Below are 24,406 nucleotides of genomic sequence, written 5' to 3' on the forward strand. Positions count from 1 at the left end.
GTTATTGCTTCAGAATCAGTGCGCCTAACGGGGGTAAGGTTAAAGTCAGCGAGTGCGGCAGATTCATCCACGGAATCGGTTCCGACATCACTGCACCATTGCCGATATTGCTGCCGTCGTAATAGTGCGAGTCGGAGTTAAAAATTTCGGTATAGACGCCCTCGGTCGGGACGCCGATCCGGTAATGCTCGCGCGGTACCGGAGTGAAGTTCAGCACGATGACCAGATCCTCCAGATCGCTCTTCCGGCGATAGCTGATGATCGACTGCTGGATGTCGTGGCAGTCGATCCATTCGAAGCCCTGGTGTTCGAAGTCGTGCTTGAACAGTGCCGGATGCGTTTTATACAGGCGATTGAGGTCCCTGACCAGCGTTTGGATGCCGCGGTGGTGGGCATAATCGAGCACGTACCAGTCCAGCGCGCGGCTGACGCTCCATTCGGTGCCCTGGCCGAATTCGCAGCCCATGAACATCAGCTTCTTGCCCGGATAGGTGAACATGAAGGTGAACAGCAGGCGCAGGTTTGCGAAACGCTGCCATTCGTCGCCGGGCATTTTATTGACCAAGGCGCCTTTGCCGTGCACGACTTCGTCATGCGAGAACGGCAACACGAAATTTTCGGTGAACGCGTAAAGCAGGCCGAAGGTGAGCTGGTCATGATGGTGCATCCGGTGGATCGGATCCTTGCTCATGTAGGAAAGTACATCATGCATCCAGCCCATGTTCCACTTCATCGAAAAGCCGAGACCGCCGGTCCAGGTCGGGCGGGTCACCTGCGGCCAGGCCGTGGATTCTTCCGCCATGATTACGGTGCCGGGATGCTGCTGATGGGTGACCGTATTCAGTTCGCGCAGAAAATCGATCGCCTCCAGATTTTCGTTGCCGCCGTACATGTTCGGTATCCAGTCGTTATGCTCCCGTGAGTAGTCCAGATAGAGCATCGAGGCCACCGCGTCGACCCGCAGGCCGTCGAGGTGGAATTCTTCCAGCCAGTACACCGCGCTCGACAGCAGGAAGTTTTTGACTTCGTTGCGCCCGTAGTTGTAAATCAGCGTGCCCCAGTCGCGGTGTTCGCCTTTGCGCGGATCTTCATGCTCGTACAGCGCGCTGCCGTCGAAGCGGGCCAGAGCGAAATTGTCTTTCGGGAAGTGGGCAGGTACCCAGTCCAGGATGATGCCGATGTCGTTTTGATGGCAGGTATCGACAAAGAAGCGGAAATCGTCCGGCGATCCGTGCCGGCTGGTCGGCGCGAAATAGCCGGTGGTCTGATAACCCCAGGACAGATCCAGCGGGTGTTCGGTGACCGGCAAGAGCTCGATGTGCGTGTAACCCATCTGTTTGACGTAATCGACCAGCTGCACGGCAAGCTGGCGGTAGCTCAGAAAATTGCCTTGATTGTCGCGCCGCCAGGAGCCCAGATGCACCTCGTAAATGGACATCGGCTCATGTAGCCAGTTATGCGCGGTGCGCTGCATCATCCATTGATGATCTTTCCATTGGTAGGTTTTTTCCTTGATCACGATCGACGACGTGTTCGGCCGGAATTCGAAATACTGGCCGTAAGGATCGGATTTAACCAGAATTTCGTTCGTGAAGCGGTTCAGGATTTCGAACTTGTACAAACTGCCGGCCTTCAGGTCGGGAATGAAGATTTCCCAGACGCCGCTGCTGCCGAGGCAGCGCATCGGATGGCAGCGCCCGTCCCACCGGTTGAAGTCCCCGATAACGCTGACCCGGCTGGCGTTCGGCGCCCATACAGAGAATTGTATACCGCTGATACCGTCGACCTGATGCAGATGGGCGCCGAGTTTCTGATAGATATGCCAGTGTTTGCCTTCGCCGAACAGATGCAGGTCGAATTCGGGCGTCTGCGTACCGAAATCGTACGCATCGAAATTTTCGTGGCTGTAGCCGTTCTTGTCTTTCCAGGCCAGGCGGTAATGCGCGGGAAGATCGTCTTCCTCGGCCTGATAGACGAAGAAATCGGAGCCGGGAATCCGTTCGAGGGCTTTGCCGTTATGGCTGAAATTTACCGATTCGGCATGCGGCATGAAGACCTTCACCTCAATGCCTCCATTCTTGGGATGGCGGCCGAGAATCGAAAACGGGTCGTGATGGCGGGCGTTCGCAATTTTTAAATAGTCGTCGTCGAGCGGGTGATAGGACTCGGCGAGGGAGCGGATTTTCGGAGGCGTAATATTCGCCGCTTTCGATGAACCGCTGCTTTCGGCAGCAGTCTGCTTAACGGAGGCGGCGGATTGCGGGGGAGACATCAGCGCAGCGGTTTCGCTAATATTTTGTTTTTCTACGGTTTTGCTTTGCTCGGTCTCGACGCTCGAAGGCGACGGGGTGATGGGGTGGGGGGGCTGGGTCTTTAGGGCGTCAGTATCTTGCAGAGTTTTCGAGCGTTTCGTCACTGGATTTCGCCTCAATTAGAGTAAAATAAATTTGCAGTGAATGTTACCAAACACGACAATAGATGTGAATCTATATCTAGGAGGAGGATCAAATGCCAGACCATTTAGTGAGTCACTTAACACGCAATACCATCGCACTGATTTTGGCGGGAGGTCGAGGTTCACGTTTAATGAATATGACGGACTGGCGCGCTAAACCGGCCGTGCCGTTCGGCGGTAAATTCAGAATCATCGATTTTCCCTTATCCAATTGCGTCAACTCCGGTATTCGCAAGATCGGCATTCTGACGCAGTACAAGGCTGACTCGCTGATTCGGCATATCCAATTAGGGTGGGGATTTCTGACCGGGGAGTTCGGCGAATATGTCCATATCATGCCTGCCCAGCAGCGGCATGACGAAGATTCCTGGTACAAGGGTACGGCCGACGCCGTGTTCCAGAATATCGATATTCTGCGAGCGCGCAATCCTGACTACGTTCTGGTGCTTGCCGGCGATCACATTTATAAGATGGATTATGCCGCGATGATCGCGGATCACGTCGCCCGCAATGCCGATCTGACCATCGGCTGCATTGAAGTCTCTTTGCAAGACGCCACGGCATTCGGCGTGATGGGCGTCGATGAAAACCGCCGAGTGCGGGCGTTCGTCGAAAAACCGGCCAATCCTCCGGTCATGCCGGGCAGAACCGATACTGCGCTGGCGTCGATGGGCATCTACGTATTCAACTCGCGTTTCCTGTTCGAGCAACTGATCAAGGATGCCGATACCAGAGGCAGCCAACATGATTTCGGCAAGGACATCATCCCGTCCGTGATCGACAAATACTTGGTGAACGCCTATCCTTTCCTGGATATGCAAAGCGGCTTGCAAAGCTACTGGCGGGACGTAGGTACGATCGACGCGTATTTCGAAGCGAATATGGAATTGATCGGCGTCAAGCCCGATATGAACCTGTACGATCAGACCTGGCCGATATGGACTTATCAGGACCAAACGCCGCCCGCCAAATTCGTTTTCGACGACGACAACCGGCGCGGCTATGCGGTCGACTCGATGGTATCCGGCGGCTGCATCATCTCCGGCGCTTCGGTTCGGCATTCGTTGTTGTTCTCGAACGTGCGCGTCAATTCCTTTACGACGCTTGAGCATTGCATCGTGCTGCCGCAAGCGAATATCGGCCGTAATTGCCGGATCAAGCGCGCGATCATCGAAAAAGGCTGCGAGATTCCGGAAGGGACGGTCATCGGCGAGAATCTGGCCGAAGACGCAAAGAAATATTACGTCAGCCCGGGCGGCATCGTGTTGGTGACGCCGGATATGCTCGGTCAGAAGCTGCATTTCGTTAGATAGGCAGCTTAAACCGTCGCACCGCCGGAGCCGCGAACGTATCCTGCGGCAACTGGCGGCATCGGATTTTTGAGCCGCGTTTTCAGCTCCCCTTATCTGTAAAATCCAATGGTCGACTGAACAGGGGCGGCTTGTTGTCGAGGCAGAGGCGATATTCCTTGAAATAATAGGTGAATCATTGTTTAATTTGGGCCAAGATAAAAGTGCCTCCAATTTGTGAGGCATTTCATTATTTGCGCGAAGGGCTCCTCTATGAGCGGCGCGGTTCCGTATCGCCGATTTGCGCGCTCTTTTCCATGTGCCGGAACGACCGTTTCGGCAAGCGGCCCGCGTCGCGCCTCTGATGGCGATTTTTCCGGGCTGCGCAATACCCATTCAGCTTTTTGGTTCCGAGATGGATGAATCCCGGCATTATTGCCATGATCGTTCAAAACAGGCCGTAGCGCCTGCGGGCGGGGAAATTCCATGTCGACCGTTCCTCGTCTGGCCTTGTCGGATCCCATCTGCTTCGGTTTTTACCGCAACAGCAAGCCGAGTGCAGGCAAAGGCTCATTAAGATTTTTCATTTTGCTTGAGATGATTGCTTGAATAATGTACTGAACCAACGGCGTGCAGGCGTCCTTCTGCATATAACATCCCTGCCCGGTCATGATCGGCAGGGCGATCTAGGTCAAAACGCATATTATTTCGTTGATTTTCTGCAAAATTGCGGCGTCTCGGTATGGCAGACCTTGCCGCTCGGAATGCCTCACGGCGATGGTTCACCCTACCAATGTTTGTCGGCGCATGCGGGCAATCCGGAACTGATCAGTCTCGATCAACTGGTGCAGTCGGGATGGCTGAATTTTTCCGACCAGGGACCGGTGGTTCGCGAATCGCGCGAGTTCGACAAAAGCGCACTGGTCGCGCAGGCCTATTACGGTTTCCTGGATAGGGCGAGCAAACGAGATCAGGAAGACTTCAAGCAGTTCTGCGAAGCCAAAGCTTTTTGGCTCGACGATTTTGCGCTGTTCATCGTGCTTAGAAACGAGTTCGACTGCAAAAGCTGGAATCACTGGCCCGAGCGTTACAAGGAACGCGATCCGAAAGCGTTAAAGGAAATGGAGCGGCGCCTCAAACGCGAAATCGACTGCATTAAATTCGAGCAATATGTGTTTTATAAACAATGGATGGGACTGAAGCGCTATGCGAACGAGAAAGGCGTTTTATTGTTCGGCGATGTGCCTATTTTTGTCTCGTATGACAGCGCGGACGTTTGGGCCAACCGCGCTGTGTTCAAGCTCGACGAGTCGGGAGAAATGCGAGTCGTTGCAGGGGTTCCGCCGGACTATTTTTCCGCTAACGGGCAGCGTTGGGGCAATCCGCATTACGACTGGAATGTATTGCGGCAAAATGGCTTCCATTGGTGGCTCAAGCGGATGGAAACCCAAATGGAGCTGTTCGATATTCTGCGCATCGACCACTTCCGTGGGTTTGAAGCCGCCTGGGAAATTCCGGCGCACGAAGAGACCGCAATCAACGGCGCCTGGGCCAAAGCGCCCGGCAAAGAGTTGTTGCAGGCAATCAATGACGAACTCGGCGCGATTGCGCTGATTGCCGAGGATTTGGGGGTGATTACCCACGAAGTGGAAGCGCTTCGCGACGAATTCGAGTTGCCGGGCATGAAGATTCTGCATTTCGCATTCGGCGGCAATACGGACAATCCTTATCTGCCGAGTCACTATACCAAAAACTGCGTCGTCTATACGGGCACGCATGACAACGATACGACCATCGGCTGGGTGCACAAGCTGAGCCACCAGCAAAAGCATTTCGTTTACGATTATCTCGGCTTTCCGTCCATTCCGCTGCATTGGGCCCTGATGCAGGCGGCCTTGAGCTCGGTTGCGAACCTTGCCGTGATTCCTATGCAGGATATTCTGGAACTGGATGCCGAGCACCGGATGAATACGCCCGGCACGACGTCCGGTAACTGGAATTGGCGTTTTCAATGGTGCCAGTTAACCGACGAGCGAGCCGGAAAGCTGGCTCACCTGGTCGCTCTGTACGATCGAAAACGTGCGTAGGGTCGGGTTAACGGCATGGATGCCATCACTAAAGGGTGGTCTATGAACAGGGCAATTGCCGAACGATAGCGTAACCCGACAATTCGAAGCCGTAATTTCGGGTTACGCGAGAGGCCGTAAATTGCTTTGTCCATCATTACTTTTTGTAATCCGGACTGCCTCAGTCAAAATCAATCATCGTCTTTCGGTTTCGCCGTTTTTTTGATCTCGGTCAAGGGAATATGGTAGCTTTCGATGATTCGCTGGATTTCCTTCTTGTTTTCGGCGATTAGTTTGTTTAGCAGTTGCTGCCTTTCTTTGTCGCCGTTCCTGACGCCCATTGCCATGGCAAATTCAAACGGGATGCCGGGTTCCGAGTGCATCGGTATCACCGTGTAGCCGTTCTTGGGGCCATGCGAAACGATATAGCCCGCAATGGGTCCCCATACGATTACCATATTGATTTTTTTCGCTTTTAAGTCCCGATCTATCTCCATCGCAACATTGTTGTCTTCGTCGCCGGACATCGACTGGTAGGGGATGCTCATCTCCAGCATTCCGTGTTTTTGCAGCCAGGCGGTTCCCGGTCCCCGGTCGAACATCGCGATTTTCGCGGCGTCCTGTCTTTCCACGGGGAGTTCAGCCAGTTGCTGGGCGCTCTTGATGTTGTCAAAACCCCGGCCTTTGGCGATCAACAGGACATAAGTCGATTGATAATAAGGTTCCGTGGTCAAGGCCATGTCCGAACCGGCAGGGACGTTCATTACCACGTCGCATTTGAATTCCTTGCTGTCCACTTCTTTTTCGTTGACAGGTGCGTTCAAGGTGTTGCGGATAAAGCCGATGCGCTGCGGGAACCACGTATACTCGACTTTCTGTCCCAGCTTCTTTGCAAACAGTTCGGCTATCTTGTTCTCGAAGCCGTCTTTATTTTTGGTCGAATAGGGCGGATTCAACGGATCGGCGCAGACTTTGAATTTTTCTTTGGCATGAACCGGAGCAACGCTTCCGAGCAGAAAGGCGCTGATCAGTAATCGTCGAAAAATGGATTTTGCCTGCATGAATATTGCCTCCAGGGAATAATAATAGGAATCGGGTGCTTAAGAATGGGTAAAAAATTTTAGCCAAACTCAATTTAAAGGGAAAACAGACGGCCTTTATAGCGCACGGCTGTCGAACCGGCAACGGTTAATCAGGATTGCCGCCAAAAAGAATTTAATTGCGGTTCAATAAATAAAAAAGCCCTGACTGAATAATCAGCCAGGGCTTCGATTCAGCCTAAAAAGTGATCAGCTTAATCGGGCAATGCGAACACGGTCAAGGTGCCGCCCAGCTTGGTGAACGAGCTCAGGCTTCTGTATGCGCCCACTGCGCCCAGACCTTCGGTTTCACCTTCGAGGCCGGCTGCGATACCGATACCTGCCCAGCCGCCGATACCCGAGAGTACGCCGACATATTGCTTGCCGTTATAGCTCCAGGTGTTGACGTTGCCGATGATGCCGGATGGCGTTTTGAACCGGTACAACTCCTGGCCGGTTTTCGCATCGACTGCTTTCAGATAGCCTTCCAGCGTGCCGTAGAATACCACACCGCCCGCGGTTGCGACAGAACCTGACCAAACAGAGAATTGCTCTTTATTTGACCATACGATCTTGCCGGTTTTCGCGTCCCAGGCGGTGAATTGACCCAGGTTGGTGGAACCGTCAGGTTGGCCGGTCATGACGTCTGCGCCGGCCGGCATCATGGTCAAAGTTGCGCCAACATAAGGCTGACCTGCAGTGTAAGAGACTTCGAACGGCTCATAGTTCATGCACAGGTGGTTGCCGGAAATGTAGAACAAACCGGTTTGCGGAGAGTAGGATACCGGTTGTTGGTTCTTCGCACCCAGCGCCGCAGGGCAAGCGCCTTCGGTGTTTACGTCTTCGCCGTTTTGCTCGGTGCTGTATTTGGAAACGACTTGCGGACGACCGGTATGCATGTCGACGTGAGTCGCCCAGTTGACCGATTTGTCGAATTTTTCGGCAACCAGCAGTTCGCCGGTTTCACGATCCAGGGTGTAGCCGAAGCCATTACGGTCGAAATGCACGATCGTTTTGTGCATTTTGCCTTTGACTTCCTGGTCAACCAGGACGGTTTCGTTGATGCCGTCATAGTCCCATTCGTCGTGCGGAGTCATTTGGTAAACCCATTTGACCGCTCCGGTGTCCGCGTCGCGAGCCCACAGGGACATCGACCATTTGTTGTCGCCAGGACGTTGTACAGGGTTCCAGGTAGATGGGTTGCCGGAACCGTAGTAAACCAAGTTCAGTTTCGGATCGTAGCTGTACCAGCCCCAAGTAGTGCCGCCGCCGATTTTCCATTGGTCGCCTTCCCAAGTGCTGGTGCTTGAGTTAGGGCCGACCGGAGCTACTTTGCCGTCTTTCCAGGTGGTGGTTTTGCTTGGATCGATCAAGGTGTCGGCGTCTGGACCCATGCTGTAGCCTTTCCATGCCAACTGGCCGGTCTTGATGTCGTAAGCTGCCAGGAAGCCGCGTACGCCGAATTCGCCGCCGGAAATGCCGGTCAGGACTTTGTCTTTAACAACCAACGGAGATTGCGTGTTGGTCATACCCAGTTTAGGATCGCCGTTTTGTACGCTCCACACGCGTTTACCGGTCTTTGCGTCCAAAGCGGTCAGTACGGTGTCGGATTGTTGCAGGAAAATTTTGCCGTCGCCGTAAGCCAGGCCGCGATTAACGGTATCGCAGCACATGACGGGAACGGTAACATCAGCATCTTGTGTCGGGGTGTATTCCCAGATCACTGACTGAGTTTTTTGATCGATTGCGAAAACGGTGTTAGGAAATGGAGTGTGAACGTAAAGAATGTCGTTTACGACCAGTGGACCGCCTTCATGACCACGCAGAACGCCGGTAGAAAAAGACCAGGCAGGTTGCAGGTTCTTTACGTTGCTGGTGTTGATTTGGCTCAACTCGCTGTAACGGGTGCCTGCATAGTTTCCGCCCCACATAGACCAGTTAGCGGGGTTTTGCGAAAGTTGTTCAACTTCGGTGTTAGCCGATGCAATCACCGGTGCAGCCAGGATTGCAGCTACACTCGAAGCTAGCAGCCAACTCTTAATAGGCTTCTTCATATTTTTCTCTCCTGGTATTTTGCTGTGCCACAAAATACGGTTTATTTATTTTTGACTAATATTAGTTTTTGGGTGAATTAGTGTTTTTCTAATGGTCAAACAGGCTCACTCCAGTTGCGTAGATTCAAGGATTTTGCCTAAAAAGTCAATATCAAAAAGGCTAAAAGGCGCATGGCATAAGGGGAAAGCGCAAAAAAATTAATCTGTTGCGATTTTGTGACAACTTTATTTTTGCTTATTTTTTCTCTCCATGCGAGCGGCCGGCTGCGGCCGCCGCCTCAAACCGATTTTATCGAGTAGCCCTCGGCTGTCCAGCATAACGCCTGGCCGGCTTCCCGGCTCCAGGCGGCCAACACGAAACGTTGCGCGGCGTTTCCGTCAATCTGAAAATCATGAGTGTTCGGCCTGTGCGTATGGCCGTGAATCAACCGCAGGCAGCCGTATTTCTGCATCACGCGGATCACCGTTTCCTGATTTATATCCATGATCTCCGGGTTTTTTTTCCGCTTGTGCCAGAAGCTGCGCCAGCGGTACCAGCGCGCGGCCAGCAGGCGTAACAGCAGGGGTTTGCTCAATACCGAGTGCATCCATTCCGGCGTATGGGATTTGGCGCGAAATGCTTGATAAGGAATGTCGTCGGTGCAGAGCAGGTCGCCGTGGGTAAGCAGGGTAGGCGTGCCGTAGAGGTCGATTACGGCGTAATCGCCGAGCAAGGTGACGCCGGTTTCGCGGCAGAAGCGCTCGCCGAGCAGGAAATCCCGATTACCGAGCTGAAGGTATACCCGAGTGCCCGCATCGGTCAATTTTTTGAGCCGGCTTTTGATCTTGCCGTTCGGCGGCGTCGGATCGTCATCGCCGATCCAGGCATCGAACAGATCGCCAAGTATATACAGCGCTTCGGCTCCGTCGGCACCGTCTTCCAGGAGATCCAGGAAGCGGCGGGTGATTTCGGGCTTGTCGAGAGAAAGGTGGAGGTCTGAAATGAAGAGGATCATAATTCAAAATGTAGGATGGGTTTCGGCTGGCGCCTCTACCCATCCTGTTGGGCTTTATTTAATCTCTTCCGCCTTTTCGATCACGATGTCGGTCTTCGGCACGTTTTGATGCGGGCCGCGGTTGCCGGTCGGTTGTTCGGCCATTTTGTCGACCACGTCCATGCCTTCGACGACTTCGCCGAATACCGCATAGCCCCAGCCGCTCGGCGTCGGGCTGGTATGGTTCAGGAACGTATTATCCCCATAGTTGATGAAGAACTGTGCGGTCGCGGAATGCGGATCGTTGGTGCGTGCCATGGCGATGCTGCCGCGTTTGTTCGGCAGGCCGTTGTCCGCTTCGTTCTTGATCGGAGCATCGGTCGCTTTTTGCTGGAACTGGGTGTCGAAACCGCCGCCTTGCGCCATGAAACCTTTGATCACACGATGAAAGATCGTGCCGTTATAAAAGCCCTTGTTCACATAATCGAGAAAATTTTGCGACGAAACCGGGGCTTTGACGGGATCCAACTGGATCACGATGTCGCCAAGAGAGGTGGTCAGTTTGACTTTCGGGGATTCAGACATTTTGTTTTCCGTTGCGAATGAAAGTGTTGAATATAAAACGAGTATCAGGCTCAGAAGGATCAAGCGCATGAGTTTTTTCCTTGACTAAGATACAAAGCGGTTAAGTTTATGTGTTTTCGCCTTGAAAGAGAAGCTTACGCTTGGTAAATTGTAATGTTTTGCAAAGGGCGGTTAAATTTTTCCGCCCGTCCCGATCACGGAATTCTCGGTTCATGTTGAAAATCTACAATACCCTGACGCGTCAAAAAGAAGTTTTTAAACCTCGCAGCGAAGGCAAGGTCGGCATGTATGTCTGCGGCATGACCGTTTACGACTACTGCCACATCGGCCATGCGCGGGTGATGGTCGTGTTCGACACGGTGGCGCGCTATTTTCGGCATTTGGGATACGATTTGACCTATGTGCGGAACATCACCGACATCGACGACAAGATCATCCAGCGTGCGAACGAGAACGGCGAGGATTTCAATCATTTGACCGCGCGTTTCATCGACGCGATGCATGAGGACGAGCGCTCGCTGGCGGTGTTGCCGCCGGACATCGAGCCCCGTGCGACCCAGTCGATTGCTTCGATCATCGCGATGATCGAAACCCTGCTCGCGAAGGGCCATGCCTATATCGGCAGCAACGGCGACGTATTTTACGCGGTCGAAAAATTCAACGACTACGGCAAACTGTCCGGCAAGAAGCTCGAAGACCTGCAGGCCGGCGAACGGGTCGATGTCGATGCCGCGAAACAAAATCCGTTCGATTTCGTGCTCTGGAAAATGGCCAAGGCCAACGAGCCGTCCTGGCCTTCCCCGTGGGGCGAGGGCCGTCCCGGCTGGCATATCGAATGCTCGGCGATGTCCACCTGCTGCCTCGGCAATCATTTCGACATCCACGGCGGCGGCATGGATCTGCAGTTTCCGCATCATGAAAACGAAATCGCCCAGTCCGAGGGGGCGACCGGCGAGAAGTTCGTGAACCTGTGGATGCACAACGGCTTCGTGCGCGTGAACGAAGAGAAGATGTCCAAGTCGCTCGGCAACTTCTTTACCGTGCGGGAAGTGCTCAAGCAATACCGTCCGGAAATCATCCGCTTCTTCATTCTGTCGAGCCATTACCGGAGTCCGCTGAATTATTCGGATGAACAGTTGAATGAGGCGGCAACTGCGCTCAATCGACTCTATACGGCCCTGCGTGGCGTGACCGTTCCGGATTCGCCGATTCTTCCCGACTATCAAGGTCGCTTCGAGCAGGCGATGGATGATGATTTCAATACGGCGGTTGCGGTGTCGGTGTTGTTTGACCTTGCGCGGGAAGTGAACAAAAACAAGAGCAGCGATCTTAAGCGGGCAGAACAACTGGCGGCGAGTTTGAGGCGGTTAGGTGGCTTACTAGGTATACTGCAGAATGATCCCGAGGTTTGGCTCAAAGGCGGTGATGTAGAAGTCAGGCTTCAGTCTGGCCATATGGAATACGAAGCTTATCCTCCTACGGTTGTGATTGGCCCATCCGAAGAAGCAATTAATCACTGCATTCAAGCTCGTCTGGACGCTAAGAAAGCCAAAAACTGGGCGATGGCCGATCAAATCCGCGATCAATTGAAAGAACAAGGCATCATCCTCGAAGACGCGCCGAATGGAACGACCAGCTGGCGGCGCGCTTAGGGGCATTCTGTAGGGTACGCTCCGCGTACCTTTCGAGATCGACTGACACCCTCTCAAAAAGGTACGCGGAGCGTACCCTACAGAATACCGGAATGTTATTTTTACCCGAACCTTGTGTTTACGACTTTGAAACAGTTTAAAGAATGGATTCGATGGGTTCGGGCATCCCCTCATTTCTTTGCAATTTTTCTTAATAATGAACGAAATCAAAGACAAACCGCTCGAAACTTTCTTTACTGAACTGGCCGGCAAGGCGCCGACACCCGGCGGCGGCAGCGCCGCGGCGGTGATGGGTGCCCAGTCGGCTGCCTTGACCAGCATGGTCTGCAACCTGACGATCGGCAAGCCCAAATTCGCGGAAGTCGAAGCCGATATGCAGGCCCTGCTCGGAAAATCCGAAGCGTTGCGTGTTAAGCTGACCGACATGATTAAAGCCGATGTCGATGTGTTTAACCGGCTGATGGCGACTTACGGCTTGCCGAAAGAGACCGACGAACAAAAAGCGGCGCGCAGCGCGGCGATTCAAGAGGCGTTGAAAGAAGCGACCGAAGTACCTTTGACTTGCGCGCTTGCCTGCCGCGAAGCGATCGACCTGAGCCGGATTGCCGCCGAAAAAGGCAATCCCGGTGTGATCAGCGATGCCGGGGTTGCCGCGATGGCAGGCTACGGCGCACTGAAAAGCGCGGCGTTGAATGTCTATATCAATGCAGGCGCTCTGAAAGACCGTGACTTTGCGGAAGCCAAACTGGCCGAGCTGGAGTCGCTGCTGCAGGGAAGCGAGGCTGCTGCCGAGGAAATTTTTCAAATCGTGAAAGCAAAGCTGTAAAGCACCGAAGAAAATGATGATTTGAAAATCCGGAGGATTGATCACAAACTCCGTTTTGCAGCCGCCAACCGATAAAGAAAGCCGGGAAAACTGTTGGCCTGCGTGGGAATTATTTTTGCCTCTCTTTTACTAATGAAGGGGAGGCAAGGGAGTATGGTTTTTACGTTTTCATCCATTGAGCTTTTGACTGTGGCGTAACCGTCTTTAACCGAAGAGACTTCCGCCGTGACGGGTCTTACACTATTCGAAGAGCCCTTGTTCTACATCTTGTTCCTGTTTGTGCTTTGCGGCCTGACAGGAATATTCATCGTTTTTGACATTTTTCTGCGCTGGCGGAAAATGCCTTCCCATTTTTCCGGTCCGGTCGTCCGCAGGCCCTGGCATCACGAGGAATTGCCTGCCTTATTGGTCGAATTAGCGGTCGACCCAGTCCGAGGATTGGCTTCGGAAGAAGCGGGGAGGCGATTGCGGCGCGACGGTAGAAACGAACTGCGGAATATTCGGACTGTTTCTCCTTTGACCATTTTTTTTAGGCAATTTGCCAGCCTGGTGATCTGGGTTCTAATCGGTGCGGTCGGAGTCTCGATCTATCTTGGCGAGAAGGCGGAAGGCATCGCGATCATCTCTATCGTTGCACTGAATGCGGTGATCGGTTTCTTTCAGGAATTTCGTGCCGAAAAGGCTGCCGCTTCTTTAGCCCGCTTGGCCGCACCCAAAGCCAAGATCGTCCGGAACGGCCGTGCGCAGGTATGCGCTGCGGCCGAGATTGTAGCCGGCGATATCCTGCTGCTGGACGCGGGCGATTTGGTGGCGGCCGATGCCCGCCTGCTCGAAGTTTCCTCGCTGCGTGCCAACGAAGTCTCTTTAACCGGCGAATCTCAACCGGTAGATAAGTCAATCGGCATTCTACCGGTTGAAACCCCTTTAGCGGACCGCAGCAACATGGTGTTTCTCGGAACCAGTATCGCCGGAGGTTCGGCGCGGGCGTTAGTCACTGCCATCGGTATGCGTACCGAGTTAGGATTGATTGCGCAGTTATTGGAAACAGCAGAGAAGGATACGACGCCGCTGCAAAAGCGGCTTGACAGAATTACCCGCTATCTCTTGTGGGTATGTCTCGGCATTGTGGCATTGGTATTCTTGCTGGGCTTGCTGCGCTCCCTGGCGCCTTTCGAATTGTTTCTTTCTGCGGTCAGCCTGGCCGTGGCTGCGATTCCCGAAGGTCTACCAGCCGTCGTGACGGTGGCCCTGGCGTTGGGAATGCAGCGCATGATTCGCCGCAACGCCTTGGTGCGTCGTCTGCAGTCGGTCGAAACCCTGGGTTGCGCGCAAGTCATCTGCACCGACAAGACCGGCACCTTGACCGTCGGCGAAATGACAGCGCGCCGACTGCTCGCGGGCGGGCGTTTTTACGAGGTGACGGGCGAAGGCTATCGGGTAGAAGGGAATTTTTTTTGGGGTGATGCGCAATGTGTGCCTTCGCAAGACGCCGCGCTCTATGCATTGCTGTATGCGGCTGCCGCCTGTAGCGATGCCGAACTTGTCGGACAGGGCATCATCGGCGATCCCACCGAAGGTGCGTTGCTGGTCGCCGCCGCCAAAGGCGGCATCGGCCGCGCGGACATCGAAGCCTCTGCGCCCCGCTTGGCAGCGTTGCCTTTCGACTCCGGCCGCAAACGCATGACGGTCGTGCGCAGGGAAGGCGATTCCGCCAAGGCTTTTACCAAGGGAGCATCCGAAGTCGTATTGGCGCGTTGCGCCTATATCCATGACAATAGGGAATTCAGAACGCTGGCCGATGAGGATCGGCAGGCCATCACGCAAGCGGTGGAGGAAATGGCCCGGGATGCCTTGCGCGTGCTCGCCGTCGCTCAGCGTTCGGTGATCGATCACGGTGGTACGGCCGATGAGATCGAGCGGGAGTTGATTTTCCTCGGCCTGTTCGGTTTGCAGGATCCGCCTCGAGCGGAGGCCAAAAGCGCGGTGGCGCGCTGCCGGAGCGCCGGCATAAAGCCGGTGATGATTACCGGCGACCATCCCGATACGGCGGCGGCGATCGCACGTGAGCTGGGCATTTTGGGCGATGACGGCGGCAAACTGATGACCGGCCGTGACCTGGAGCGAATGGCCGATACCGACTTTACCGACATGGTGCGGGATACGGCGGTTTATGCGCGGGTAACGGCCGAAGATAAGCTGCGCATCGTGCGCGCCTGGAAAGCGGACAATAAGGTCGTGGCAATGACCGGGGACGGCGTGAATGATGCGCCGGCGCTGAAGGAAGCGGCCATCGGCATCGCCATGGGGCAAACCGGTACCGAAGTCACGAAGGAGGCCGCCGACCTGATCATTGTCGATGACGACTTTTCCTCGATCGTCGCTGCAGTCGAAGAAGGGCGAGGCATCTACGAAAATATCGCCAAAACCCTCGCTTACCTGCTCGCCGGCAATTCTGCCGAATTAATGGTGATGCTGATCGCAGCGCTCGTGGGCTGGCCGTTGCCGTTATTGCCCTTGCAATTATTGTGGATCAACTTGACTACCGATGGCCTGCCTGCCTTGGCGCTGGCGGCCGACCCGGTCGCTTCCGACGTGCTGAAGCGTCCGCCGCGGCCGCCTGATGCGGAGTTGCTGGACGAAGAGTATGTTCGCCTGACCCTTTTGGCTGGCATTTTGACAGCGGCAACTTCCCTTTCCGCTTTCGCCTTGGAGTTCTATCTGTACGGAGAGGGTTTGGAATATGCGCGAGACGCTACCTTCACGGCGCTGGTGATTGCAGAGTTGTTGCGGGCGTTCGGCGCGCGCAGCAGCCGAAAGACCGTGTTCGAAATAGGGCTGCTGTCGAACCTGTGGCTGTTTCTGGTCATTATACTGAGCTTTTCTCTGCATTTGGTCATCCACCAAGTGCCGGCGCTACAGGCCTTGTTCGGAACGAAGCCGCTGTCCACCGACCATTTTGCTGTCTGGATGGCGTTAGGATGCATTCCGTTGACGGCTTTGGAAGTCAGAAAGATGCTATTGCGTCGGCGAAGGCGTTTCAAATAAGCAGGGTATAAGGCCGGCCATGTCCTATAGCCCTTTGATGGATGAAGAAGATGTTTGCCTCAGGTCCGATCAGCGAATTTCCGATGGCGCCAACCGGGCAGAAAGCATTCACTCATTCCGTGCGCCTCGAAGAGGAATGAATCCGTTCCTTTTCTACACGCGCTACGAAAACGCTTTATCCCCGCTGCGAGGCTTCGGAAACGCTGTTCGAGCGGAGAACGGTTCTGAGAAGGGAGAATTCCGGTGATTTGTCCGGACCGGGACGGATAAAGTGAGACTCGATTCGGCAAAGATCAAGCAACGGTGGATTGCGTATGCGGAACAAAGTCGGCAGCGTTTCCTGACGAAAATAAGCAAAACTTGCTGCCGGCTCGGAAGTAAAATCACCCGGCGCTTCCCTGCGCCCGCCGGTCATTTTGAATGATGTCAATTAGCCAAATTATTTTTCACCAGTTTTCTGACCATTCCCAAAAGCCATTCCCTTTTGATAATTGCCCAATAGCTGATCAGGCCGAGCAGTAGACCGAAGATCAGCTTTCCGAAAGCCGAGGATTCTTCCTGTGCCGCTGCGGTCGCTACGGACGCAGAAGTTGCCGGCCGTCCTCCAGTGGTCGCCGGGCTTGCGGGCGTCGCTACGGAACTCGGTTGCGCAATTTGCACGGCTTTTTTGGCCTGCTGATAGCCCGCTTTTACGTCAGGAAAGCCGAGGCTGTGCCATTCATCCAGATCCTGCCAGACCGGATATTTTTTCTGCCAGAATTCCTTTGTGAAATACGGCGCAAGGCTCATTCCGTGCAGCGAGGGAATGCCTTTTTCGTTCAGGAATTTTTTGTACACGACCAAGCTGATGTCGCCTCCTTCGCCGACGCCGTCGGTCGTAAAGGCTTTTTCGACATGGTCATGGAACATCCAGACGCCCTCGCCGAAGCTGTGCAAACCGTCGTCGACTCCTGAAAGTTCCAGATCCAGGCGCTGCGCCGGCGTCAAACCGTGCACGTCGCGGGTTATAAATGCGTTCGGGCCGTTGTCGACGCCGTCGTAATGGGTCGAGGTCGGTTTGTGGCCGTGCAAATGCACTGCAATTGTTTCCTGAGTGCCGTTATAGACGCGCAGCTTGACCTTTTGGTCCTGCTCCATAACCACCAGCGACTCCCGGAGCGTGTAAGGGAACGAGCGGCCGTTCAGCATGAAATAATCGTCCTTGGCATCGGTCACATCGTAATCCAGGTTCAACCGTTTGCCAATCAGACGAGGATCATTGACCGAGCGAGCGAGTTCGTGCAGTTCTTTGTCCGCGGATTGATAATGCAGGTCATACTCCGAAGCGTATTTTTCGAGGATCGCAACGGACGGATGGCGGACCTGGCCCGCTCCGACGTTGAATACCTGCGGCCAGTTGTTCGGGCGGTTTTCCTCGATCACGAACATGCCCTGCAGCCCCATCGGAATATGCACATGCGGCTGCACATGGCAGTGGTAATACATGGTGCCGGCCTGGCGGGGTTTAATCACATAGGTTTTCTTTTGTCCCGGCATCACGTCCATCGCGCTGGTTTGGCCGACGCCGTCGTTGCCGCCGCCGCTGTGATCCATGTAAGGATGGTCGATTCCGTGCAGATGGATCGAATGCGGCAGATAATGGGTGTTTTCGAGCACCAGCCAGACGATGTCATTCTGTTCGACGCGAATCACCGGCGAGGGCGCACGCAGCAACGGATTGGCGATCGGTTCATAGAGGCTTAGTGTCGACATGTCGCGGGTCTTCGGCGCGAATACCCAAAACGTCGGCTGAATGCCCGGTGCGATGTCGAACGTGGTGGTTGGGTCCTTCATGTCCGGTGAATGACCGTTCAGTTCGGCAATCTCGAGCTTGATGATATATTTGTCCGGGTCGCCGTCGCCGTCCATGTCGTCAGACACCGTGATCGCATCGGCGGCGAGCTGGGTCTGCATCAGGGTATCCATCGAAATGTTGTTGGTGCCTTTCACAAACGCGGCGATTTCGGCCGGATTGTCCGGGTTGCAGAGCAACGACTCCTGAATTTCGACGCCGTCGATGACTTGGGCTTTGCGCCATTCCGGGTCAGTGAAGTTTGAACAGACTTCTTCCACTGCGCCCATTTCGGTTTTTCCGTTGGGCGGCAGATCGGTGGCGGCCTGGCTCCCTAGCGGGGCGATGAGCAAGGGGGCGCCACAAAGAATGGCAAGAAGCTTTTTTTGCATAAATTACCTCGGAAAACTACACGAATAAAACACTTGCACCGGCTGAGCGCAAGTATAATTACCTCATTGATTCTAACAAATTAGAACGACGAAGTCTTCCTTGACGGTAAGTGCGACATTGATCATCAGAGCGTCCACCTAAATAAAAGCAGGTCGAGACAGTGCAGGCTGTTGATTTTTACTTGGATGCGCATCCTTCTATATTAAGGATTTAAAGTTCGCCTTAATAAATCGAACGATTATAATGGATGGTCCAAAAGGTGAAAAGTTCAGTAAGCCGGAACCGGTCGGAGCGGCACTGTTTTGCGGGCTTTGCAAGCTGGCACGTTAATCATGCTGGCCTAAAAGCCAAGTTCATGTATCGCACGCCCGTAGGACAAACCGGGCTTTATGAAGTTCGCTCTTTTAAGCGTACCGGTCTTCGAAACGCGGAATCGCGTTGAGTTTTGCTTTCTGCAGATGTACATAATTCAGACCTAATAACGCTTTCTCCGGTTGAGGATGCTCGATCCAAACGATTCGCGCTTCGCCGTTCATCTCGAGTTTTTCGAATTCGAAGGAAACCGTGGTGTTCAAAACATCGTCGGTAACTGCCTCATTCATCTGAATCATCAGGCCTTCAACCGAAACGTTTATCGCCGTGAAAGGATAATAAGCACCGTTCAATAGGATACGGCCGTTTCCAGGCATCCTTTTCCGGTACATTTTCCGGCGATAAATAAAATCTTCGACATCATAGGAAACCGATTTGAATTCCAGCGCGATTAGTATCTTGTCCTTTTTTATGTCGGCCCGGATGACTTCCATTTCTCCGGCCAGGCGCATTGAGGGAAGGAAGACATCAACCAAGGTTGAGGATTGCAGCGAGTTGAAGATGTCCTTGATGTCGATTTCTCCGCCCTTAAGCTGATCGAGTTCGACCAGCAGGCCGGTAATGGACAGATTCTTAACAGTGATGGACTGTTCTTGCTCGTTCAGAAAGATCATGCCTTTAAGGTGCAAGTCTTTCCGAAAATCGCGCCGTGATTCAAGTCTCATGTTTTCTCTTCCTCCCGATTATGCCGATTTACCTTCCGGCGATTACTTGCAGGGGGTAATTGTAATCAATTTAGGCAGTTTCGTCAGAAAGGGGGGTTACTTTTTTTCGGAGCCGCATTCCGGATAATGTGAGGGATACAAAAAGGGTGGGTAGCAAACGGGGCTTGTTATCCCGCGAGCCGAAAGACAGGAGTGGCTGCATCTGACTATTTTATTCGATGAAATCCGCCGCTTTATTCGATGAAATCCGCCGCCGGTTTTTTGTTTAGTTACGATTCAGGGTATAATATTTACTTTCCTGATGAACTTTCCTGGGGTTATCCAATCACTCTGAGCATAGTCATTGATATTGCGGGGGCTGTGAGCATCATTTTATCTCGCGGGTTATTTCTTTAGGAACATAGACTTAGCGATTTTAAATGATTTCGACGATATGATGCAGAAGCTTTATATTCAAACCAATGGTTGCCAGATGAACGAGTACGATTCCGATAAAATGCGGGATGTGCTGCATGCTTCACATGGGTTGGAATTGACCAACGATCCGAAACAGGCGGACGTTTTGTTGTTGAACACCTGTTCGATTCGCGAAAAGGCTCAAGAAAAAGTGTTTTCTGCGTTAGGCCAGTGGCGGATTCTAAAAGAAAAACGCCCTGAAGTCGTGATCGGCGTCGGCGGTTGCGTCGCCAGTCAGGAAGGCGATGCAATTCAGAAACGGGCCCCGTTCGTCGATATCGTGTTCGGCCCGCAAACCCTGCATCGGTTGCCGCAACTGCTCGATCAAGCTCGCAGCAAGCGTAAGCCGGTTGTCGACATCTCTTTTCCCGAAATCGAAAAATTCGATGCGCTGCCCGAACCGCGCGCCGAAGGCCCGAAGGCATTCGTCTCGGTAATGGAGGGCTGCAGCAAATACTGTTCCTTCTGCGTGGTGCCTTATACCCGCGGCGAGGAAATCAGCCGTCCGCTCGACGACGTGATCGCCGAAATTGCGGCATTGGCCAAACAGGGCGTTCGTGAAGTCAATCTGCTCGGCCAGAATGTGAATGCTTACCGGGGGCGGATGGAAGACGGCGATATCGCCGATTTTGCGTTGCTGCTGCATCATGTAGCCGCTATCGAAGGCATCGGGCGGATCCGTTTTACTACCTCGCATCCGGTCGAATTTACCGACAGCCTGATCGAAGCCTATGGCGAAATTCCGACGTTGGTCGACCATCTGCATCTGCCGGTGCAGTCCGGGAGCGACCATATCTTGAAAATGATGAAACGCGGCCATACCCGCGCCGATTACATCGAAAAAATCCGCAAGCTTCGGGCGGTACGTCCGAACATCTATTTGTCTTCCGATTTCATCATCGGCTTCCCGGGCGAGACCGATCAGGATTTCGAAGATACCTTGGCGCTGGTCGATGAAATCGGTTTCGACCTCTCGTTCAGCTTTATCTACAGTCCGCGTCCGGGGACGCCGGCGGCGGAACTGCCGGACGATGTGCCGGCGGAAGTCAAAAAGCAGCGCCTCGAGCGCTTCCAGAACCGCATTAATGAAAATGCGGCCCGGTTTTCCGAGAGTATGGTGAACACGGTGCAGACCGTGCTTGTCGAAGGCAAATCGAAAAAGAACCCTTTACACATGCAGGGCCGTACCGAAAACAATCGGGTCGTTAATTTTGCCGCCCATCCGCGGCTGGCCGGTCAGTTTGTCGATGTGCTGATTACCGAGGCGCTGCCTAATTCATTGCGAGGCCGGATCGTTGATTCCAGTATTGAAAGAATTGTCGCCAACAGTTAAGGCTGATTTGCCTTCCATGACCTCCCAGGAGCTGATCCTGACGCCGGCCGATAATGTCCGGCTCTCCAATCTCTGCGGACAACTCGATCAACACTTGCGTCAGATCGAAGCGCGTCTCCAAGTCGAAATTTCGAATCGGGGCAACCAGTTCAATATCGCTGGCGCTCCGGCGTCGGTCAGAGCCGCCTGTGCACTCATGCAGAAACTGTTCGAAACTACCGAAAAAGAAGAATTGACCTCGGAATCGATTCATCTGGCGATGCAGGATGCGTCGATCGATGCGATTCTTGCCGCCCCTGAGGAGCCGGACCAGCCGGTGGTCGCAATCAAGACTAAGCGCGGCATGATTCGGGGGCGGGGGGCGAATCAGCAGGATTACCTCAGAAAGATCGTTACCCACGACATCAATTTCGGCATCGGTCCGGCCGGTACCGGCAAGACCTATTTAGCGGTCGCCTGCGCGATCGAGGCTCTGCAGAACGAAAAAGTCAGTAAAATTATCCTGGTGCGTCCGGCCGTCGAGGCGGGCGAAAAGCTCGGCTTTTTGCCGGGCGATATGGCGCAAAAGGTCGACCCTTATCTGCGCCCGCTGTATGATGCATTGTACGAAATGCTCGGCTTTGAGCGCGTCGAGAAAATGCTGGAGCGCGGCATCATCGAAGTGGCGCCGCTGGCGTTCATGCGCGGGCGGACCTTGAACGATGCGTTCATCATTCTGGACGAAGCGCAAAACACGACCACCGAGCAGATCAAGATGTTTCTGACTCGGGTCGGGTTCGGTTCGACTGCGGTCGTGACCGGCGATTTGACCCAGATCGATCTGCCGTCCGAAAAAATGTCCGGACTCCGGCAGGTTCTGGACGTGCTGAAGGATGTCGACGGCATCAGCTTCACCTATTTCGGGGTGCGCGACGTGGTTCGGCATCCTTTGGTGCAGCGCATCGTCTCTGCCTACGAGGCTTATGAAAAAAACACCAAAACGCCGAAAGCATAATATTTCCATTCAGCGCGTTTTTAAGTCGCCGGGACAGCCCGACCGGCGTCAGATCGTCAAATGGATCGATAGCGCGCTGGAAGACAGCCACGAAACTTATGCCTGCGTGATTCGCATCGTCGATGAACAGGAGAGCGCCGCGCTGAACGCCCAATACCGGCACAAACAAGGCCCGACCAACGTGTTAAGCTTTCCGTTCGAATGGCCTGAAGGTTTGGAAAACGCTGAATTCGAAGAAGGCGTTTTACTGGGCGATCTGGTGATTTGCGCTCCCGTTGTCGAACGGGAAGCAGCGGAGCAGCAAAAAACACTACCGGACCATTGGGCCCATATGGTCGTTCATGGCCTTCTGCATTTGCTAGGCTACGACCATATCGAGGAGAATGAGGCCGAAGAAATGGAAACGAAAGAAATCGCGATTCTAAACCAATTGCAAATCGAAAACCCATATTTAGAGGTTATACATCAATGAGTGAAGGGCAGCCTCCGAGTAGGCACTCCTCGCAGAAAAGCTGGATCGGAAAAATCGGCCAGCTGCTGACCGGGGAGCCTCAGGACCTTGACGATCTGCTGGAAATTCTCCGCGACGCCAGGGAAAATCATTTGCTCGATACCGATGCCTTGAGCATGATCGAAGGGGCATTGCAGGTGTCGCAATTGCGGGTCAGGGATATCATGATTCCGCGCGTTCAGATGGTCGTAGTGCCAAAGGATGCGGAGCTCGATACCCTGTTTCCGCTGGTCACTCAATTCGGCCATTCACGTTATCCCGTCATCGAAGAAGACCGCAGCAAAGTGGTCGGTATTTTGTTGGTGAAGGACTTGTTTGCGCATTCGCTCCAAAACAAGCAGCTGAAAGTCGAGCAAATCATGCGACCGGTCATCCTGGTGCCGGAAAGCAAGCGCCTGAATGTGCTGCTGAAAGAACTCCGTACCAAGGGCAATCACATGGCGATCGTCGTCGACGAATACGGGCAGGCGGCCGGCCTGGTCACGATCGAGGATGTGCTCGAGCAAATCGTCGGCGAGATCGAGGACGAGCATGACGAGCAGGATGACGAAAGCTACATTCTGCAGCGCAACGAAAGCGAATACATGATCAAGGCGCTCACGCCGATCGAGGAATTCGACGAATATTTCAATACCCATCTGGCAACCGACGAGTATGACACGGTCGGCGGTTTTATCGTGAACGAAATGGAGCACATGCCGAAGAAAGGTGAAAGCCTGACCGTCGACAATCTGCGGTTTGAAGTCGTCAGGGCCGACACCCGCCGCGTACATCTGGTCAAGCTGAAGCTTCTCGAATGATCAAGGCGATGAAGTTCTTCGCCTAATGTATCGTTCCCGCGTTCCGGTACGTCCTCTCCTTGATGCGCTAAATAGAAACGGCGTTTGCATCGCGCCGGCGGTGCGCGATGCGGGAGAGCGTCCGGGCTTGCCTTCCGTTGGCATGTTTTTCGAGAGTGCCCGAGAGCGGGAGCGATAAGCCTCTTTTTGCCGGACCGCTTGAGTTTTTGACGGTCCCGCGAGCGGTTAAGCCGGTCTGCTTGAGAGAGAAACGGCTTTTCCAAAAGGCTGTATTACAGAAGATCCAGTAACAGGAACAGCACCACTGCCAATGCCAGGCCGCAATGGATCACTCCGCCGATGCTGGCGTAAAGCTTCATCTTGCCGCCCGACGGCAGTTTCTTCACGAGTTCGAAGCGTTTTAGCGCCAGATAAGCACCGTTATACTGGAGCAGTAGAACGATTACGACGGCAATGATGAACGGCAACGGCTTGAAAGTCAGGTGAGGGTAGTGTGAAGAGGCCGCCATGAAGAACAGCATCGGAATCGAAAACATCATGTTGGTTCTCGATGCCAGTCCTGCTGTCGCCAGCGCATCAGCCGCATTCGGCAGCGCCGCTCCGCCAAGAGCCACCTGTTTTGCCGAGGCGATCACGACTTTCTGATTCGGCCAGATGATCAGCCAGACGTTCGTAAACATCAGGATTCCGAGCAGGGCGCCGAGGTAGATGTCCATCGAGGCGATTCTTCCGCCGCTGACTGCAAACATCCCCAAGCCGGTCAGCAAGGTCACTACCGCTCCCCAACGAAACCACCAGAGTGCGCGCGGCACCAGTTTTTGTAATGCGTCCGATTTGGCGGATGCTTCGGCTTCCTTGAAAAATTCGGTTTGCACCAGATTGAAATAATACAGCAACCCGATCCAGGTAATGCCGCCCAATAAATGCCCCCACCGTAAAAGCATTTCCAGACCGGCGTTTGTCGTAACGATACCCATGGCAACTCCTCTTATAATTATTTGTTATGGACGATTTGGTTGAATTGTA

The 24,406-nt window shown here is 53.8% G+C and carries 18 protein-coding genes; 9 read left to right on the forward strand and 9 right to left on the reverse strand.

Annotation, left to right across the window (positions count from 1 at the left end; translation table 11 throughout):
- Position 1: 1 nt before the first annotated feature.
- Positions 2–2,416: a 1,4-alpha-glucan branching protein GlgB gene (gene glgB, locus JJL52_RS04280; RefSeq protein WP_336885039.1), complete on the reverse strand. Its 2,415-nt coding sequence runs from the start codon at positions 2,414–2,416 to the stop codon at positions 2–4.
- Positions 2,417–2,508: 92 nt separating this feature from the next.
- Here glgB and glgC point away from each other — a divergent pair, with 92 nt between their 5' ends.
- A complete protein-coding gene (glgC, locus tag JJL52_RS04285; RefSeq protein WP_202051159.1) occupies positions 2,509–3,768 on the forward strand; it encodes a glucose-1-phosphate adenylyltransferase in 1,260 nt (419 codons plus the stop codon).
- A 581-nt stretch (positions 3,769–4,349) separates the two neighbouring features.
- Positions 4,350–5,831: a 4-alpha-glucanotransferase gene (gene malQ / locus JJL52_RS04290; RefSeq protein ID WP_202051160.1), complete on the forward strand. Its 1,482-nt coding sequence runs from the start codon at positions 4,350–4,352 to the stop codon at positions 5,829–5,831.
- A 170-nt stretch (positions 5,832–6,001) separates the two neighbouring features.
- On the opposite strand, the gene JJL52_RS04295 is transcribed toward malQ, so the two are convergent.
- The 4 genes from JJL52_RS04295 to JJL52_RS04310 all read right to left on the reverse strand — a co-directional run bounded on the left by JJL52_RS04295 (position 6,002) and on the right by JJL52_RS04310 (position 10,571).
- Entirely contained in the window at positions 6,002–6,871 is an 870-nt protein-coding gene (locus tag JJL52_RS04295) for a quinoprotein dehydrogenase-associated putative ABC transporter substrate-binding protein (protein ID WP_202051161.1), read from the reverse strand.
- 233 nt (positions 6,872–7,104) lie between these two features.
- Positions 7,105–8,943 (reverse strand): methanol/ethanol family PQQ-dependent dehydrogenase, encoded by a 1,839-nt coding sequence (locus JJL52_RS04300; RefSeq protein WP_202051162.1) that lies wholly within the window; start codon positions 8,941–8,943, stop codon positions 7,105–7,107.
- Positions 8,944–9,221: 278 nt separating this feature from the next.
- A complete protein-coding gene (gene lpxH, locus JJL52_RS04305; RefSeq protein ID WP_202051163.1) occupies positions 9,222–9,938 on the reverse strand; it encodes a UDP-2,3-diacylglucosamine diphosphatase in 717 nt (238 codons plus the stop codon).
- Between the two features lie 54 nt (positions 9,939–9,992).
- Positions 9,993–10,571 carry a peptidylprolyl isomerase gene (locus tag JJL52_RS04310; protein ID WP_202051164.1) on the reverse strand — a complete coding sequence of 193 codons (579 nt, stop codon included), beginning with the start codon at positions 10,569–10,571 and terminating at the stop codon, positions 9,993–9,995.
- A gap of 143 nt (positions 10,572–10,714) precedes the next feature.
- On the opposite strand from JJL52_RS04310, the gene cysS reads away from it, so the two are divergent.
- The 3 genes from cysS (at position 10,715) to JJL52_RS04325 (ending at position 16,025) form a co-directional block, all read left to right on the forward strand.
- Complete coding sequence (cysS, locus tag JJL52_RS04315; protein ID WP_202051165.1) at positions 10,715–12,154, forward strand: cysteine--tRNA ligase; 1,440 nt, start codon at positions 10,715–10,717, stop codon at positions 12,152–12,154.
- A gap of 196 nt (positions 12,155–12,350) precedes the next feature.
- The gene (gene fchA, locus JJL52_RS04320) at positions 12,351–12,980 is read left to right on the forward strand and encodes a methenyltetrahydrofolate cyclohydrolase (RefSeq protein ID WP_202051166.1); all 630 of its coding nucleotides are present in this window, start codon (positions 12,351–12,353) and stop codon (positions 12,978–12,980) included.
- Positions 12,981–13,205: 225 nt separating this feature from the next.
- A complete protein-coding gene (locus tag JJL52_RS04325) occupies positions 13,206–16,025 on the forward strand; it encodes a cation-translocating P-type ATPase (RefSeq protein ID WP_336885040.1) in 2,820 nt (939 codons plus the stop codon).
- A gap of 175 nt (positions 16,026–16,200) precedes the next feature.
- On the opposite strand, the gene JJL52_RS04330 is transcribed toward JJL52_RS04325, so the two are convergent.
- The 3 genes from JJL52_RS04330 to JJL52_RS04340 form a co-directional block, all read right to left on the reverse strand.
- Positions 16,201–16,440: a hypothetical protein gene (locus JJL52_RS04330; RefSeq protein WP_202051167.1), complete on the reverse strand. Its 240-nt coding sequence runs from the start codon at positions 16,438–16,440 to the stop codon at positions 16,201–16,203.
- An 11-nt stretch (positions 16,441–16,451) separates the two neighbouring features.
- Positions 16,452–18,248, reverse strand: a complete 1,797-nt coding sequence (locus JJL52_RS04335) for a multicopper oxidase domain-containing protein (RefSeq protein ID WP_202051168.1) — start codon at positions 18,246–18,248, stop codon at positions 16,452–16,454.
- Positions 18,249–18,653: 405 nt separating this feature from the next.
- Positions 18,654–19,286, reverse strand: coding sequence for a PilZ domain-containing protein (locus JJL52_RS04340; protein WP_202051169.1), 633 nt, complete (start codon positions 19,284–19,286; stop codon positions 18,654–18,656).
- 433 nt (positions 19,287–19,719) lie between these two features.
- Between JJL52_RS04340 and miaB the strand changes: the two genes are divergently transcribed.
- Genes miaB through JJL52_RS04360 form a run of 4 tightly spaced genes read left to right on the forward strand, consistent with a single transcriptional unit; the run spans position 19,720 to position 23,380 of the window.
- Positions 19,720–21,075, forward strand: coding sequence for a tRNA (N6-isopentenyl adenosine(37)-C2)-methylthiotransferase MiaB (gene miaB / locus JJL52_RS04345; RefSeq protein ID WP_202051170.1), 1,356 nt, complete (start codon positions 19,720–19,722; stop codon positions 21,073–21,075).
- Between the two features lie 16 nt (positions 21,076–21,091).
- Positions 21,092–22,069, forward strand: a complete 978-nt coding sequence (locus JJL52_RS04350) for a PhoH family protein (RefSeq protein ID WP_202051171.1) — start codon at positions 21,092–21,094, stop codon at positions 22,067–22,069.
- The gene (ybeY, locus tag JJL52_RS04355; RefSeq protein WP_202051172.1) at positions 22,038–22,541 is read left to right on the forward strand and encodes an rRNA maturation RNase YbeY; all 504 of its coding nucleotides are present in this window, start codon (positions 22,038–22,040) and stop codon (positions 22,539–22,541) included. The genes JJL52_RS04350 and ybeY overlap by 32 nt, the downstream gene beginning before the upstream one ends.
- The gene (locus JJL52_RS04360) at positions 22,538–23,380 is read left to right on the forward strand and encodes a CorC family transporter (protein WP_202051173.1); all 843 of its coding nucleotides are present in this window, start codon (positions 22,538–22,540) and stop codon (positions 23,378–23,380) included. The genes ybeY and JJL52_RS04360 overlap by 4 nt, the downstream gene beginning before the upstream one ends.
- Before the next feature lie 272 nt (positions 23,381–23,652).
- Here the strand turns inward: JJL52_RS04360 and JJL52_RS04365 are convergent, their stop codons facing one another.
- Positions 23,653–24,357: a urate hydroxylase PuuD gene (locus JJL52_RS04365; protein ID WP_202051174.1), complete on the reverse strand. Its 705-nt coding sequence runs from the start codon at positions 24,355–24,357 to the stop codon at positions 23,653–23,655.
- Between the last annotated feature and the right edge of the window lie 49 nt (positions 24,358–24,406).

The sequence above is a fragment of the Candidatus Methylomicrobium oryzae genome, from assembly GCF_016745425.1.
Classification (GTDB): domain Bacteria; phylum Pseudomonadota; class Gammaproteobacteria; order Methylococcales; family Methylomonadaceae; genus Methylomicrobium; species Methylomicrobium oryzae.

What these genes read in the sequence shown, in the direction of transcription:
- JJL52_RS04350 (WP_202051171.1), top strand. Translation starts at nt 21,092, where the DNA reads ATGACCTCCCAGGAGCTGATCCTGACGCCGGCCGATAATGTCCGGCTC.
- ybeY (WP_202051172.1), top strand. Translation starts at nt 22,038, where the DNA reads ATGAAAAAAACACCAAAACGCCGAAAGCATAATATTTCCATTCAGCGC.
- JJL52_RS04310 (WP_202051164.1), bottom strand. Translation starts at nt 10,571, where the DNA reads ATGCGCTTGATCCTTCTGAGCCTGATACTCGTTTTATATTCAACACTT.
- JJL52_RS04300 (WP_202051162.1), bottom strand. Translation starts at nt 8,943, where the DNA reads ATGAAGAAGCCTATTAAGAGTTGGCTGCTAGCTTCGAGTGTAGCTGCA.
- fchA (WP_202051166.1), top strand. Translation starts at nt 12,351, where the DNA reads ATGAACGAAATCAAAGACAAACCGCTCGAAACTTTCTTTACTGAACTG.
- glgC (WP_202051159.1), top strand. Translation starts at nt 2,509, where the DNA reads ATGCCAGACCATTTAGTGAGTCACTTAACACGCAATACCATCGCACTG.
- JJL52_RS04360 (WP_202051173.1), top strand. Translation starts at nt 22,538, where the DNA reads ATGAGTGAAGGGCAGCCTCCGAGTAGGCACTCCTCGCAGAAAAGCTGG.
- JJL52_RS04335 (WP_202051168.1), bottom strand. Translation starts at nt 18,248, where the DNA reads ATGCAAAAAAAGCTTCTTGCCATTCTTTGTGGCGCCCCCTTGCTCATC.
- cysS (WP_202051165.1), top strand. Translation starts at nt 10,715, where the DNA reads ATGTTGAAAATCTACAATACCCTGACGCGTCAAAAAGAAGTTTTTAAA.
- JJL52_RS04330 (WP_202051167.1), bottom strand. Translation starts at nt 16,440, where the DNA reads ATGACCGGCGGGCGCAGGGAAGCGCCGGGTGATTTTACTTCCGAGCCG.
- JJL52_RS04365 (WP_202051174.1), bottom strand. Translation starts at nt 24,357, where the DNA reads ATGGGTATCGTTACGACAAACGCCGGTCTGGAAATGCTTTTACGGTGG.
- JJL52_RS04295 (WP_202051161.1), bottom strand. Translation starts at nt 6,871, where the DNA reads ATGCAGGCAAAATCCATTTTTCGACGATTACTGATCAGCGCCTTTCTG.
- lpxH (WP_202051163.1), bottom strand. Translation starts at nt 9,938, where the DNA reads ATGATCCTCTTCATTTCAGACCTCCACCTTTCTCTCGACAAGCCCGAA.
- miaB (WP_202051170.1), top strand. Translation starts at nt 19,720, where the DNA reads ATGATGCAGAAGCTTTATATTCAAACCAATGGTTGCCAGATGAACGAG.
- JJL52_RS04340 (WP_202051169.1), bottom strand. Translation starts at nt 19,286, where the DNA reads ATGAGACTTGAATCACGGCGCGATTTTCGGAAAGACTTGCACCTTAAA.